The sequence below is a fragment of the Pseudomonas sp. MEJ108 genome, assembly GCF_030208985.1.
Taxonomy (GTDB): Bacteria; Pseudomonadota; Gammaproteobacteria; order Pseudomonadales; family Pseudomonadaceae; genus Aquipseudomonas; species Aquipseudomonas fragariae.
Genome location: NZ_JARVSW010000050.1, coordinates 60,032 through 75,713, shown reverse-complemented (window position 1 = coordinate 75,713; position 15,682 = coordinate 60,032). Strand labels below are relative to the sequence as shown.

5 protein-coding genes and 2 pseudogenes are annotated in these 15,682 nt (G+C 55.0%); 5 read left to right on the top strand and 2 right to left on the bottom strand.

Annotated elements, in window-relative coordinates:
- Positions 1 to 109 precede the first annotated feature (109 nt).
- The 3 genes and pseudogenes from nhaA to QRN50_RS26050 all read left to right on the top strand — a co-directional run.
- The gene (gene nhaA, locus QRN50_RS21280; protein WP_096127369.1) at positions 110 to 1,288 is read left to right on the top strand and encodes a Na+/H+ antiporter NhaA; all 1,179 of its coding nucleotides are present in this window, start codon (positions 110 to 112) and stop codon (positions 1,286 to 1,288) included.
- Between the two features lie 261 nt (positions 1,289 to 1,549).
- Positions 1,550 to 2,560 (top strand): annotated as a pseudogene (locus tag QRN50_RS21275) (PAS domain-containing protein); the annotation flags it as partial.
- Positions 2,561 to 2,848, top strand: a pseudogene (locus tag QRN50_RS26050) (methyl-accepting chemotaxis protein); the annotation flags it as partial. It lies immediately after the preceding pseudogene.
- 90 nt (positions 2,849 to 2,938) lie between these two features.
- Here QRN50_RS26050 and katG read toward each other — a convergent pair.
- On the bottom strand, positions 2,939 to 5,209 hold the full coding sequence (gene katG / locus QRN50_RS21270) for a catalase/peroxidase HPI (protein WP_024640299.1): 2,271 nt from the start codon (positions 5,207 to 5,209) through the stop codon (positions 2,939 to 2,941).
- A 391-nt stretch (positions 5,210 to 5,600) separates the two neighbouring features.
- Between katG and QRN50_RS21265 the strand changes: the two genes are divergently transcribed.
- Complete coding sequence (locus QRN50_RS21265; protein WP_024640300.1) at positions 5,601 to 6,032, top strand: GNAT family N-acetyltransferase; 432 nt, start codon at positions 5,601 to 5,603, stop codon at positions 6,030 to 6,032.
- Between the two features lie 15 nt (positions 6,033 to 6,047).
- On the opposite strand, the gene QRN50_RS21260 is transcribed toward QRN50_RS21265, so the two are convergent.
- On the bottom strand, positions 6,048 to 7,133 hold the full coding sequence (locus tag QRN50_RS21260; protein WP_024641936.1) for a GGDEF domain-containing protein: 1,086 nt from the start codon (positions 7,131 to 7,133) through the stop codon (positions 6,048 to 6,050).
- 808 nt (positions 7,134 to 7,941) lie between these two features.
- On the opposite strand from QRN50_RS21260, the gene QRN50_RS21255 reads away from it, so the two are divergent.
- Complete coding sequence (locus QRN50_RS21255; protein WP_096127368.1) at positions 7,942 to 15,450, top strand: Tc toxin subunit A-related protein; 7,509 nt, start codon at positions 7,942 to 7,944, stop codon at positions 15,448 to 15,450.
- Positions 15,451 to 15,682 lie beyond the last annotated feature (232 nt).

Below are 15,682 nucleotides of genomic sequence, written 5' to 3'. Positions count from 1 at the left end.
TATTCGGCCGGGAAACGTTAATTTGTATCCTCAGGTTTACCAGGCCTTTGACAGGTTCTGCCGGTGGTAAAATTGCGGCCTTTTTGCGCTGTACCCCCGCGGAGCTGTCATGCACAAACCCACCCCTCGTACCGAATCTCCGAATGCACTGGCGTTCATCACGCGTTTCTTCGCTGCTGAATCCGCTGGCGGGCTGGTGTTGATGGCAGCCGCGCTGGCGGCCCTGATCGTTGCCAACTCACCGCTGGCCGACAGCTACTTCGCCGCGCTGCACGCAGTGTTCGCCGGTTTGTCGGTTTCGCACTGGATCAACGACGGTCTGATGGCGATCTTCTTCATGCTCGTCGGCCTGGAGATCAAGCGCGAGGTGCTCGCCGGTCAGCTTGCCTCCTGGAGCCAGAGAGCCTTGCCGGGCTTTGCGGCGCTTGGCGGCATGCTGGTTCCGGCGCTGATCTACGTGGCCTTCAACTGGGGGCGGCCAGACACCATCGGCGGCTGGGCCATTCCGGCAGCGACCGATATCGCGTTCGCCCTGGGTGTGCTGTCACTGCTGGGCAAGCGCGTGCCGCTGTCGCTGAAGATCTTCCTGTCGGCACTGGCGATTCTCGATGATCTCGGCGCGGTGCTGATCATCGCGCTGTTCTACACCAGCGATCTTTCCATTCCCATGCTGCTCGCAGCGCTGGGCTCCATCGCCGTGCTCGTCGCGCTGAATCGTCTGGGCGTTAAAAAACTGCTGCCTTACCTCATCGTCGGCGCGCTGCTGTGGTTCTTCATGCTCCAGTCCGGTATCCACGCCACCCTCGCGGGCGTCGCGCTGGCGCTGTGCATCCCGCTGGGCAAACCCGATGAGGAGGCTCGCTCGCCGCTGCTGCACCTGGAAGAAAAGCTGCACCCGTGGGTGGCGTTTGCCGTCGTACCGATCTTCGGTTTTGCCAACGCTGGCGTGTCACTGTCAGGCATTACCGCCGACACGCTCGTGGACCCGGTCCCGCTCGGCGTTGCGCTAGGACTGCTGGTCGGCAAACAGGTCGGCATATTCGCCATGGCCGCGCTGGCGATTCGCGCTGGCCTGGCGCGCTTGCCGGATGGCAGCAACTGGGGCCAGCTTTATGGCGTCGCAGCCTTGTGTGGTATCGGCTTCACCATGAGCCTGTTCATTGGCGCACTGGCCTTCCCGGGCGCGCCGGAACTGGTCGATGAGGTCAAGGTGGGCGTGCTGATCGGTTCGGTGTTGTCGGCTGTGCTGGGTGTGGTGGTGTTGCGCAGGTTTGCGCAGCGGGGCTGAAGTTGCAGTAGTCCTTGGCACGATAGTTACAAGATTATCGTTCCTCACGCTCCAGCGTGGGAATGCCGTTCTGGACGCTCCGCGTCCGGGTAGCGGAGTCGGTGGCAGGGCGCAAACCGATCAGCAGGCCGTGAAGTTGATTCTGGATCGGATGTCCATGATCTGATCGCAATCCGACATACAGAAACCTCACGGCATGTCGATAAAGAAGTGACATGCCAGGGACTCGGCAAATCCGACTTTATTTTGAGAGCCCACAGCATGCTTCACCTGTTCAGCCCCCGTCGTGACAAAAAGGCCCTTCAGCAACTTATTTCCTCGCTCAAGGGCGGCACTGAGCCCGCGGTAGGGGGATGTGCTGAAAAAAGTGCGGTACTGGAATGCTGGAGCTCGCTGAGCACCCAGCGTCGTCTCGACGAGCAACGTATTGCCGCGCTTGAGCAAGAACTGGAAACCGCCCGCCATCTGTTGGGCGAAGCCTCTGCTTCGGCTGCCGCTTATGAAACCCGCTTTGATCTGGTCAACCGTGCGTCAAGTGAAGGCCTCTGGGACATGGAGGTGGTCGCGGGCGATCCGGTCAACCCGAACAATCGATTCTGGTGGTCGCAGCAATTTCGCACATTGCTCGGTTTCAACGACGAGCGCGATTTCCCCAACGTACTGGCGAGCTGGGCAGACCGGCTTCATCCTCAAGATAAACAAGCCTCGCTGGACGCATTTGCCAAACACCTGAATGACCGTTCCGGCAACACGCCGTATCGGATCAAGAATCGTCTGGCGATGAAGGACGGCACCTACCGCTGGTTCTATGCCCAGGGCGAAACATTAAGGGATGCGCGCGGAACGCCGCTGCGGGTCGCCGGTTCTCTTCGGGATATTCACGATGAGCTTGAGCGTGATCTTGAACACGATGTGATCATTACTCGCTTCGAACTCGCTCGGGAGATGCTCTCCGACGGTCTTTGGGACATGGAAGTCATTGCCGGTGACCCGGTCAATGCGCGCAATCCTTTCTGGTGGTCCCCCCAGTTCAGGCGCCTGCTGGGTTTTGAAACGGTCGAAGAGTTTCCTGACGTACTGGATAGCTGGGCGTCACGGCTGCACCCTGAAGACAAGGAGCGCAGTCTGACGGCATTCGGTGCGCACTTGAATGACCGGACTGGCAAGACGCCGTTCGATATCGAGTACCGCCTGAAGATGAAAACCGGCGAGTACCGCTGGTTCCGTGCGCGCGGCCAGACTCGGCGCAATCCCGAAGGTGTTCCGCTGAGGGTGGTCGGTGCGTTGGTGGATGTGCATTTGAAACATGAGCAGGACGCTCTTCGCGATACCGAAGCACAGCATCAGAAAAACCTGGAAGAGAACATCGCTCAACTGACCCAGATAGTTGGCACTATCCAGAGCATTGCCAGCCAGACCAACCTTCTGGCGCTCAATGCGGCAATCGAGGCTGCGCGCGCCGGTGAGGCAGGGCGGGGCTTTGCGGTTGTGGCGGATGAAGTCCGCAAGCTGGCGACCAGAACGACCGAAGCGACGGAGCAGGCGGCAAGCATGATGAGCCGCTGATAAAACCAGCGTTCGCTGGTTGATAGCGGCAAAAAAAACGCCTCCGCAAGGGAGGCGTTTTTTCAACTCAGCACATCAGATACATCAGGCCAGGTCGAAGCGGTCCAGGTTCATCACCTTGGTCCAGACTGCCACGAAGTCGTTGACGAACTTCTCGTGTGCATCCGAGCTGCCATACACTTCGGAAATCGCACGCAGTTGAGCATGCGAGCCGAAGACCAGATCGACACGGGTGCCGGTCCATTTCACTGCGCCAGTCTTGCGGTCACGGGCTTCGAACGTATCGGTGCCACCCGCAGTCGCTTTCCACTCCACGCCCATGTCCAGCAGGTTCTTGAAGAAGTCGTTGGTCAGGGTGCCCGGCTGATCAGTGAAGACGCCATGCTTGCTCTGTCCGACGTTGATGTTCAAGACCCGCAGGCCGCCCAGCAGCACAGTCATCTCCGGTGCCGTCAGGGTCAGCAGTTGCGCCTTGTCGACCAGCAACGATTCTGCCGAGACCTTGTAATGCCCCTTCTGGTAATTGCGGAAACCATCAGCGATCGGCTCGAGGAAGCTGAACGACTCAACATCGGTCTGCTCCTGAGACGCATCGGCACGGCCCGGTGCGAACGGAACGGTGACGTGCTGGCCTGCATTTTTTGCAGCCTGCTCGACACCTGCGTTACCGGCCAGGACGATCAGGTCGGCGATTGAAACCTTCTTGCCGCCCGACTGAGCTGCGTTGAATTCGCTCTGAATACCTTCAAGGGTCTTCAGCACGCCTGCCAGTTGCTCAGGCTGGTTGACTGCCCAATCCTTCTGCGGAGCCAGACGCAGACGGCCGCCGTTGGCACCACCGCGCTTGTCCGAGCCACGGAAGGTAGAAGCTGCCGCCCAGGCCGTCGACACCAGCTGCGAGACCGAAAGGCCCGAAGCGAGAATCTTGGCCTTGAGTGTGGCCACATCCTGATCATCCACCAACGCATGATCAACGCTTGGAATCGGGTCTTGCCACAGCAGCTCTTCGGCCGGTGTTTCCGGGCCGAGGTAGCGGGCAAGCGGGCCCATGTCACGGTGAGTCAGCTTGAACCAGGCGCGGGCGAACGCGTCGGCCAGTTGCTCAGGGTTGTTCAGGAAGCGACGGGAGATCTGCTCGTAAGCCGGATCGAAGCGCAGCGCCAGGTCAGAGGTCAGCATGCTTGGTGCATGACGCTTGGATGGATCGTGGGCATCCGGAATCTTGCCGGCGCCTGCGCCGTTCTTCGGCGTCCATTGATGCGCGCCTGCCGGGCTCTTGGTCAGTTCCCATTCGAAGCCAAAGAGGTTTTCGAGGTACTCGTTGCTCCATTTGGTTGGCGTCGAAGTCCAGGTCACTTCCAGGCCGCTGGTAATGGTGTCGCCACCCTTGCCGCTGCCGAATTTGTTTCTCCAGCCAAGACCCTGTTCTTCCAGGCCGGCTGCTTCAGGCTCCGGACCAACGTTGTCGGCAGGGCCGGCACCGTGGGTCTTGCCGAAGGCATGACCACCGGCGATCAGCGCCACGGTCTCTTCGTCATTCATCGCCATGCGACCGAAGGTTTCACGGATATCCCTTGCCGAAGCAACCGGATCCGGCACACCTTCAGGGCCTTCAGGGTTCACGTAGATCAAGCCCATCTGCACGGCGGCAAGCGGGTTTTCCAGATTACGTTCGCCGCTGGCGGTACGGCTTTCTTCGTTGGCGTGATTCTCCGGCTCGGCCACCAGCGTGCCGTCGCCCGGTTGCTGCATTTTCTTCTGCGCGCCGTAGCGTTCTTCACCACCCAGCCAGGTGGTCTCGGAACCCCAGTACACGTCCTCTTCCGGTTCCCAGACATCCGCGCGACCACCGGAGAAACCGAAGGTCTTGAAGCCCATGGACTCCAGCGCGACGTTACCGGTCAGCACGATCAGGTCAGCCCAGGAGATCTTGCGGCCGTACTTCTGCTTGACCGGCCAGATGAGGCGGCGAGCCTTGTCCAGGCTGACGTTGTCGGGCCAACTGTTGAGCGGCGCAAAACGTTGCTGACCGGCACCTGCACCGCCACGACCATCGCCTGTCCGGTAAGTACCGGCGCTGTGCCAGGCCATACGGATGAACAGCGGGCCATAGTGGCCGAAGTCTGCCGGCCACCAGTCCTGGGACTGGGTCATGACGTTACGCAGGTCCTGTTTGACCGCTTCGATGTCAAGGCTCTTGAACTCCTTGGCATAGTCGAAATTCTCGCCCATCGGGTCGGAGAGCGTGGAATGCTGATGCAGAATTTTCAGGTTCAGCTGCTTGGGCCACCAGTCACGGTTGGTGGTGCCGCCGCCGGCAGCGTGGTTGAAGGGGCATTTCGATTCAGTTGACATGCTTGATACACCTTTTTGTCATTTGCATCCGGCCATCCAGTCCACTCGTGGGACCTCAGACAATGATGACGGAACTCAACAGCACTGGGTTCATGCCGGCCGCTCGGTGAACGATCAGGCCAGCTCTACAGATACGCGGCACAGCGATCGTCAGATTGCTGCGAGCCGAGCCCACAACGTGCATAGCAGACTTGAGCTCATTGTTATCTCCTTATCAGGGTGAAACCGCACGACTTTCGCCGATGCTTATGCAGATTAGCCTTCTTCACGAAGATTTCTAATAGAAAGAACATTACGGGGCGATAGGCAGACTCTGGAAGCGCTGTCATCAAGGCATCAAGCGGCTCTGCTAATCTGCTCAGCCCATGAGACCGCAGGCCAGGCTTAGCCCATGATCACGATTCGCAGCATGACCCTGGACGACTACGATGCGGTCATCGAACTGATGCGCAGCACGCCAGGCATCTCCCTGCGCGACGCCGATTCGCGCGAAGCGACCGCTCGCTACCTCGAACGCAACCCCGGCATGAGCTTCGTCGCCGAGGCGGGGGACACCTTGTGCGGCTGCGTGATGTGCGGGCATGACGGGAGACGCGGTTATCTGCAGCATCTGATCGTGCTGCCCGAGTATCGCCGGCGGGGGATTGCCCATGAGCTGGTCGAACGCTGTCTCGAGTGTCTGGAGGCGCTGGGTATTTACAAGTGTCACCTGGACGTCATGAAGAGTAATGAAGCGGCCGGACGTTATTGGCAGGGGCAGGGATGGACATTGCGGGAGGATATCGATCGGTATTCGAAGGTGCGGCGGGGCGGGAATGTTTGAAGGGGAAGACGGGTGCTAGGCATGCGTAGGCTTTTCAACTGATTGCGTCGCTTGATTGTGCTTTGTCGTGCTGACAGCGTTCGATGAAACTATCCTGCCTTCAAAGGCGATACATGTTCTGCCACTGCGCTTGGCGTAATACAGGTTTTCATCGGCCTCTTTCAACAGGTCATTGATCGTTTCAACCCGCGACAAGCTCGCCACACCGGCACTGAATGAATAGGGCACTTGAGCCGCTTCATCATGTTGCGCGAGCATCAATAACCCTTCCAGTGCATGTATAGCGTCTGTGGCGTTCGCCGCCGATAAGATCACGCCAAACTCTTCCCCACCCAAACGACCGAAGCTGATGAGCCCCTTTGTGCTTTTCAGCAGTGTTGCAAAACTGATAAGAACATTGTCACCCACGTCGTGACCATGGGTGTCGTTGATACTTTTAAAGTGATCCAGATCAAGCATGGCAAACCACAACGACGATTTATCAGCAGATGCCAGCGCGGTATTCAGACCGGCAACCAGTGCACGACGGTTGGGGGCGTGCGTCAGGGTGTCGGTTTCGGACAGTTCCTGATAACGGTCCCTGGCTGCCATGGTCTGCATGATAAGGCTCAGGAAGGTTGCATTCAGGCAGCCGCCCAGTAACGTCGAGCTGATCAGGAACACATAAAACAGAGGTACATGATCGACGCCGACGGCCGTCAGGTCCGTTTGCCACATGATCAACCAGATCAGCGCAGCCGCGGCGATGTAATCAATAAACTTGACGAAGAATACGCTCATTCCCGTGATGAGCAGGGAGGTGACCACCAGCCCCCACATCGACGCTTCCTCGCCCATGCGGTCGATCTGTTCATTGAACAGAAAGGTCAGTGATGCCATGTAAATGATGCCGAACAGGCGCCACGCCAGCATGCTCCTGCTATTGGACGTGACAATGATCGACAGCGCCGCCCCCGCCAGCGCGCAGCAGATGAATATATCCAGTGATCGATCAATGGACGGATTCAGACACCAGCTGATAACCCAACTGAAAAGACCGATCAATTGAGACAGCTTCAAGGGTACGAAAATAGAGTTTTTCAGGTTTCTTCTTTGCGGCACGTGCAGTTTTCCATACTGATGCCAGCCGAACCGTTATCGACGGCACACGCCTTGGTCGAACAGGGTGATGATATATGGCCACTATACGTGATTGTCAGATGAGCGGGATGGCCGCTGGTCTTGCGGTGGGCAGTGCGCGCAGGCCTTGTTGAATGAGGGGCAGGGCAGCGGCCGGTCTGGTCTACAGTTGCTTGCGCAGCCAGACGTAGCCCTATGGTCAGATGTAGGCCGCATGGGCGCTTCCGCCCTGGCCCATGAATGCGGGCAATACGAAGATTGCCTATCTCCCTGCTCTTGAGGTGGGTCAGCCCTGTTGCCATTGGAATTCCATCGACGCGGGCCAGGTAAATAATCTTTTTCCACCCAGGATCTGTATTTGTCCGAGGTTGACAGTGTTACGAAATGCTCAGCCAATCCGATAAGTTTTGCAACGCAAAGGGACAGGAGACGTTGAATAAAATCCCACGCAGACGTGAGACGCTTGAAACCTTAGACGTAAAGTGAGTTATTTAGAAAACAGCACACTGGAATAGGCGCAACGTCGTCAGCTATATCGATCTATAAACCTGCTCGCCTAAAGCATTCTCGCCTAAAAGACGAGCGTCCGGTTTCAACCGGTCATCATGAATTTAATTTGTTCGCGTTGCTAAAGATTAGTTCATGGCTACGCTCAATTATCATGAATAACACTTGAGCGCCAGGCCCCTCACTCTGAGAGGTGGCAATGTATTTTCGACTGTAATTGTGACAGTGCTTTCATAGCCCCAAACACAGCCATGTGTGCGAATTTAATTATAAGGATATTTCCATGGGTCTTAATAGATTGTCCAGAATAAAACGCTTGTCAGCGCGTGCGGGGCTGGATTCATTGGCTGCACAGGCGTTGATATCCCCCGCAGCCTTTCGCAACAAGCTATCGACGAGTGGTTTATCATTCCGTGAGGTCGATGAGCTGTATGAATCAGCCCGTGAAGAGCGAGAGGCGGCGCTAATTTACGAGAAATGCTTGCTGGCTCGCTCCTCTCCATTGCTGAAAAACGCAGTGCGTTTGGGCATCAACCCTCCGGACGCATCGCTACGTGATTATGAAGAGCAGTTTGGTCATCGCGCCAGTAGCTATACCTTGCCAGGCTCTGTGTCATCAATGTTCTCCCCAGCGGCCTACCTTTCGGCTCTCTACCGGAATGCTCGCGGCCTGTACCCGGAAGAGTCGCCTTATCACATTGACAAGCGCCGGCCCGACCTGAAGGGGTTATCACTCAGTCAAAGCAATATGAACAAGGAGGTTTCTGCGCTATCGCTCTCGAACGAGGTGCTGATGACCTTGGCTGGAGAGTCGCTGAAGCTGGATGTAACGGCAGAGGGTCAGGGGTCGGTATTGGAATGGCTGTCTACGTATCGACTCAGTGGCTCGACACCGTATCATCACCCCCATGCCCGTTTGCGTCAGAGTCAGATACAGAAGGATCCCAAGTTTAAACAGTTGGCGGCTAACCCTCGAGTAACGGGTTTGTTTTCCGGGGCCACCATGGCGGGAATGGCGTTTGATATTTCCCCTGAGGTGTACGCTATATTGACGGAGGAAGTAACGGCGGGAAGCGCTGATGAGTTATACGCCAGAAACTTCGGCACTATTGATCCGGAGACGTTGATCACGCCACAGAGTCTGCGTCGTTATTACGGACTTAGTGATGAGGAAGTGGCGCTATTTTCAACAGATTATGCCAATGGGGAGGAGGGGGCTGAAGAATACATCAACAATTTATTGGTGACCAGGATAGGGGATAAGATTTATCGTCTACAAAGCGGACATCCTACGAATACGTTAAACTACGCTTGGTTACTGCCTCAGGCGGACGGAACGTGGTTGTTGAAATTCAGTTTTAGTGATGCTCAGCCTGGTTATGATATTTTTCAGGTGAGAGTTGATACTGCAGACGCTATCATATATGAAGAAAACCAGGAGTGGGGGGATTTTGTTCCTGGGCAATCGTATACGGTAAGCATTGAGGCTTCGGATCTTCTGCAGGGTGAATTTACAATGTCCCTGCGACGTTATCATTATAACGGCTCCTATGTGGGTGGGGTCGTAAGTTATAATGTAAATATTATTGATTCGTTCCAGTTTTACGTGCTTAAATTGAATAAGGCCATACGCCTGTGGCGTGCCACGGGTCTGCATCCTAAAGGCTTGGAAGTCATTGTCAATAGCGTTAATCCTGTTAATATCACCGATGAGACTTTGCAGTTACTGTTTCAGGTTCAGCGATGCGTACAGCGCTATGGCGTTGAGCCTGAAGAAGCCTTGGTTCTCTGCGGAGGACTACTGTCCAACAACAGTTATGACGATAATCAAAGTCTGTTTGATCAGGTATTTAATAGCCCGCCGCTAAATGGCGAGACGTTCGCGCCCTCAACGACCCCAATAAACCTGTTGCCGGCGAACGCTACCGACAACACTGTTGAAAAAGCTATTTTGAAGCGCGCGCTTAACGTTGACGACGTGGGGCTGTTTGCCTTGCTCAGGATTTTTGACAACGCCGCCTCTTCAGGCGTATTGACTCTTAATCTCAAAAATTTGTCAGCGATGTATGCCCTGAGCCGCTGGGCCCAACTCCACGCGTTAAGTGTGACGGAGCTAGAACAATTATTGAAGGCTGCTGGCTTGCCTAGGCTCACCTCCGAGCTGGAGAATACTCAGCTATGGTCAGGCTGGTTGCAAAACGTCGACAGCCTGACGCAGTGGCTGAACTCGCGAAAACTGTCCGTGGCCGACCTTGATTTGTTAACGCGCCCGACATTTACGCAGGCGGCTACCACCGAAATTTTGGCGCTGTTGGACGAGCTTAAGGGTGTGATAAGTGCTCATCCTGACGCCGATACCTTGGAAAAGCGTATCGCCCTTCTAGCACCCGTTTTGGTTTCGTCTTTAGCGCTACCGTCCGCCCCAGTGGCTGAATCGGTTCTTGCTTGGGCCAATGGCCTCCAGCCAGCTGAGTGGACCGTGGATCAATTCTGGGACGCGGCGGAGACCGACGATGATAGCGTCGTTGCGTTTTGCTACGGTCTAGCGCAGTTGGCATTGATTTATCACGCCACAGGTATCAATCCTCAAGCCTTTTCATTGTTTGTAGCCACTCCTGCCCGGCTCTTGGGTCCTGTACCAGAAGTTGCGGTGTTGCCGCGTGCTTTGGCAACGGTACAAGCGCTTTGCAACTTCAGTGCCTGGCTAAAAAGCCTGGGTGATGGAGCGTCTGCCGTGCTGGCAGCCTTTGTGGCCGACACCCTCACTCCGGCTGATCTTGCAAGGGCGCTGAATGATGATGCGACAAGGTTCGAGCAGGCTACCAGGCAAGCCTATGCTAATACTCAAGCAGCTTCAGAAACGAAACTCAGTGCCTGGTCGGAGATCGACGTCGTGCTGCAGTGGGCGGCGTTGAGCACCACCTTTGGTGTGACACCCGTGAATATCGGGCAGCTTCTTGCGCTGAACTATACCGCAGGTAACCAGCCGCCATGGGACGACTGGGTGCGCGTTGCGGATGCGTTCACGGCAGGGCTGACACCCTACGAGACCAAAGGCATGGAGGCCGCTTTGGCCTCCGGACTGAGCGCCGCCCTGTGTGGCTATCTGCTCAAGTCCGGGATGACTGCCCAGTTGGCAAATAATTCTCGTGAAGGGCTCTATCAATACCTACTGTTAGACAACCTCAACGGGCCACAGGTAATGACCTCTCGCGTGGCTGAAGCCATCGTGAGCGTACAGACATTTATACAGCGGACCTTAAGTGCCGCCGAGTCACAAGGTACCGTAGATAAGGCGGCAGTCACGGGGCAATTCTTTACCGACTGGGAACGCTATAACCAGCGCTACAGCACCTGGGCAGGCGCGGCGAAGTTGGTCTACTACCCGGAAAACTATGTCGATCCCACGGTGCGTCTGGGCCAGAGCGGCATGATGAATACGATGCTGCAAACGTTGGGGCAGGCGCAACTCAATACCGATACGGTAGGGGACGCCTTTAACACCTACCTCAACAGTTTTGAGGAAGTGGCCAACCTCAGGGTGATCAGTGGCTATCACGATAACCTTGACGTTCATGAAGGGAAGACCTACTTCATCGGTACGAACCAGAGCGAAGTGCGTGAATTCTACTGGCGCAGCGCGGACGAAGGCCGGCGCAGTGAGGACGGGCAATTAGCGGCGAACGCCTGGACCGACTGGCGCAAGATTGAGTGTGCCGCACAGCCGTGGGGGGATTGCATCCGGCCGGTGATTTACAAATCGCGCCTTTATCTCTGCTGGTTAGAGCGAAAAGATGTCACTCCACCTAAGGCGGACGGCTCGCCGGGCGATCCAAAGATGTTTGATTACGCCATCAATATTTCCTACCTACGTTACGACGGTAACTGGACGTCACCGAAAATCATTGATGTGACCGAGGAGGAAAATGGCTTTGCGGCTGGCGGTAAGCCACCAGGGATTTATTGCACGAGTTTTGACGCAGAAACAACCATGGCAGTGCTGCTCTATAGAAAAGCAGATAGTTATGCGGATCAACTGCCAGTTCAAGCGGATATGCGTTTAGTCTACATTTATGAAGACATGGCATCGGATCAAAGACAAAGCTCTGCTGAAACTTTTCTTTCGTCTATGAAGTATGAGCTTGATCCCACTGAAGGCAACGTTGTCAATAATAAATATACTCACGGGTTGAGTTTGGGGGGCGAGTCAGTTCATGGATTATATGAACGGAATTATGATATCTCAGTCAGTTATGGAAGTTATACGCTCGATGTCAATGGATCTGAGGCTGTCGCGAAAATTTCCATACGTAAGCGGATTACGCTGGTGCCGAGAATTCCCAACCCGTTAAGGCTGCTGTATGAATACTATAGTTCGTTCGCTGAAACACCCTTTCTTCGCGCCCTGAGCTCTGACGACGGCAAGATATGGTTCGTCAGGCAGGGAGGGAAGATATATTTAGCGCTGAGTACTATTTTAACATGGGGAGTTCCTCTTTCTGTCTGGGTGTACTACGGTGATGCACATGCCAGGTTGTTAGTGCGTGAAGATGCTGTGAGTGCTGTGACGTTTGTGCTTGCGGTTTACAATGATCCGTATCCTGATTCGATGCTTTGTCCGAGTCCCGCAGGATTTACTGTAATGATACAACTTGTTACGGGTAGTTATCAATTTGATACGCCGCCTCAGTGGATGGCGAATCCTTTTTACCCTTTTTCTTTCGATCTTCTTCAGTTAAATGTTTTTGATGTCAACGGACCTCAGGCTTTTTTGGCCGGAGATTATGTAAGTGCTCTTCCTCCCTTTGATATAAGTGGAATGGTTTTTGACTTTGATGTTAGCAATGTGTCGATTAGTAAAGAATGGGGTGTCCTTCCCTCTTATGATGTGGCGTTCAGCTTCAGCATTGGCGGGGTTGACAGTGATGATCGTATACAGTGGATTGTTCCCGTTACTCGAAATGCATCTGATTCAAAAAACATCATCAAAATAAAAAACACCCCTGAAAAAGCTCAGTATATGGAGTTCGACGCCTGTCGCACGCGCCTCAATACACTGTTTGCACGCCAATTAGTGGAAAGGGCTGCTGCAGGCATCGACACGATTCTTAGCTACGAGACGCAAGAGATTCAGGAGCCTCAATTGGGGGCAGGTTTCTTCACCACGCTCACACTCCCGATCCATAAGCCCGGTGTACACGGCGATGAGCCTTGGGTAAAAATTTACTACAACTATTTTCTTGCTGTTAATGATAGCTATTTGGCGTGGTCCGGTAGTCTTAGTGCTACGAGTACAACAGTGGTGAATCTATTTATACCCTATCCCGATGGCGGTTGGTTCACAACGAACGAGGTTCATCTGCGTTTACAATACAAAGAGGCTGACTACAATGGTCTAAATTCCCAGAGTGTTTGGTTGCTCTATGCGCCTGATACTGGAGTGGCTACTGTCAGCAGGCCTGGAACCAATTCTCTCTCAGAAGACATTGTCAAAAGTGTTACTGTTAAATCGCGTAGCACCGTGCCAATGGACTTCTCAGGCGCCAATGCCCTGTATTTCTGGGAGCTGTTCTACTACACCCCAATGATGGCGGCGCAACGCTTCCTTCAAGAACAACAGTTCACATTGGCGGACCCATGGCTACGTTATGTATGGAGCCCATCAGGTTATGTTGTTCGCGGTCAGCATGTCGACCGTAACTGGAACGTGCGCCCACTTCAAGAGGACACCAGTTGGAACGACGCCCCACTCAAAGCTGTAGATCCTGACGCAGTGGCGCAAAACGACCCTATGCACTACAAGGTCGCTACCTTCATGCGGGCGTTGGACTTGCTTATTGCGCGAGGCGACGCTGCCTACCGTAAGCTTGAGCGAGATACCCTCGCCGAGGCGAAAGTCTGGTACAGCCAGGCTCTGAACCTGCTGGGGGAACAGCCTTACATCCGCGCCAATGCGCTATGGGCTGAGCCATCGTTGGGCGAGGCATCCTCTGAGGCGTTGGCTGAGCAACACTTGACCGTATTGAGCTTGCTGCGTGACGGGCGAGTCGAAACCCTTAAGTCGATGGCATCGACAAAAACGGCAGCGGCGAGTGCCTTGTTCCTGCCGGAAATCAACGAGGTCATGCAGGGCTACTGGCTAACGTTGCGCCAACGGATGTACAACTTGCGGCATAACCTGACGCTGGACGGCCAGCCGCTGCTGTTGCCGCTATTCGCCAAGCCGGCGGATCCAAAGGCCCTGCTCAACGCTGCAGTGGCGGCGGAGAGTAGTGGCGGGTCAGATCTCCCCGTGACATCTCTCCCTCTGTGGCGCTTCGAGCCGATGCTCGACAGTGCTCGCGGTTTGGTGTTCCAGCTCATACAGTTCGGTAATGCTGTTCTGGGTGTGCTTGAACGTCAGGATGCAGAGTCGCTGAACGCCTTGTTGCAAAATCAAGGCACTGAGCTGATGGCTAGCACTATCCAGGTACAAGAAGGCACGCTCAGAGAGCTGGAGGCTGAAAAAAAGGTCCTTTCTCGTTCCAAAGACAGTGCACAGCGACGATTTGACAGTTACTCCCGCTTATATGATGAAGACATCAATTCCCGCGAACGCCTGTCTATAAGTTCACTAGAAAGCGCCAAATCGCTTGGTGCTGGAGCTAAGGCGGCGTATATAGCCGCTGCGGCTTTGGATCTTGCCCCCAACATCTTTGGGCTGGCCAATGGTGGTATGAAGTTTGGTGCTGTCGGCACCATGGCGGGGCTTGGTATCTCTATAAGTGCTGAAAATCTAATGATGGATAGCTCGCGCATTTCCCAGGAAGAAATCTACCGTCGCCGGCGCGAGGAGTGGGAAATCCAACGTAACAATGCAGAGGGCGAGATCCAGCAGATAGAGGCCCAGCTAGCATCGCTCGAGGTGCGCCGCGAGTCTACTGAACTGCAGAAAGCGCATCTGGAGATGCAACAAGGACAAGCACAGGCGCAGTTAGACTTTCTGCAAACCAAGTTTAGTAATAGCGCTCTTTACAGCTGGCTGCGTGGTCGGTTGGCAACCATTTACTTCCAGTTTTACGACCTGGCGGTGTCTCGTTGCCTGATGGCCGAAAAGGCGTGGCACTGGGAGAGTGGCAAGAGCGATACCTACATTCGCGGTGGTGGATGGCAGGGTACCTGGGCTGGACTTACCTGCGGCGAAGGACTTATGCTCAATCTGGCGCAATTGGAAACTGCCCGGATGAAGTGGTCTAAACGCGCGCTTGAAATCACACGGACAGTTTCGCTGGCTGATTTTTACCGCAGCACATTGGCAGAAACCGATCAATTTGAGCTGTCAGCAGCGGTGTCGGCGTTGCTGAACGGGGATACGCCCCCAGAGGGCAGCGCCGAGCGTGTCAGGCTGGACGAAAGCGGCGCGTTAACGGCTTCAATTACACTGGCAGATCTGAATATAGTTGATGACTACCCCGGCGGGCTGGGAGATCAGCGCCGAATCAAACAGGTCAGCGTATCACTGCCCGCCTTGTTGGGGCCTTATCAGGATATTCAGGCGGTACTCAATTACACCGGCGGGGGGAACGTTTTACCGCCGGGTTGCGACAACATGGCAATTTCGCGAGGAGTGAATGACAGCGGTCAGTTTCAACCCGACTTTAATGACCCACGTTGGTTACCGTTTGAAGGGGCAGATATCAGGGAGGGCAGCATGATAATCAGCTTCCCGCAGGCCGAAACGAAACAGAAGGCGCTGCTGGAAAGCCTGAACGATATCATTTTGCACATCAACTACACGATCCGCTCTTTATAGTCTCCCTGGCTGGACCCGCCTGCAAAGGGGCGGGTCCTTTGGGGAGTCGTATGAGTGACCCGGTGTTAGTAGCATGGCTGCACCCCGGTGCTTCTTAGGTCATCATTCGCAGTGCTGGTCGCTTGCCCGTGCGCTTCCAAAAGCTCGCATCAGGTGCATTGGAATACCAGTTGGAGCGTCAATACCAATAGAACTCCAAAAGCGTCGAAACCCCTGTATTTTTCTGGATTGC

Bases quoted from the DNA above. Each gene is read 5' to 3' on its own strand.
- nhaA (WP_096127369.1), top strand. From the start codon at position 110: ATGCACAAACCCACCCCTCGTACCGAATCTCCGAATGCACTGGCGTTC.
- katG (WP_024640299.1), bottom strand. From the start codon at position 5,209: ATGTCAACTGAATCGAAATGCCCCTTCAACCACGCTGCCGGCGGCGGC.
- QRN50_RS21265 (WP_024640300.1), top strand. From the start codon at position 5,601: ATGATCACGATTCGCAGCATGACCCTGGACGACTACGATGCGGTCATC.
- QRN50_RS21255 (WP_096127368.1), top strand. From the start codon at position 7,942: ATGGGTCTTAATAGATTGTCCAGAATAAAACGCTTGTCAGCGCGTGCG.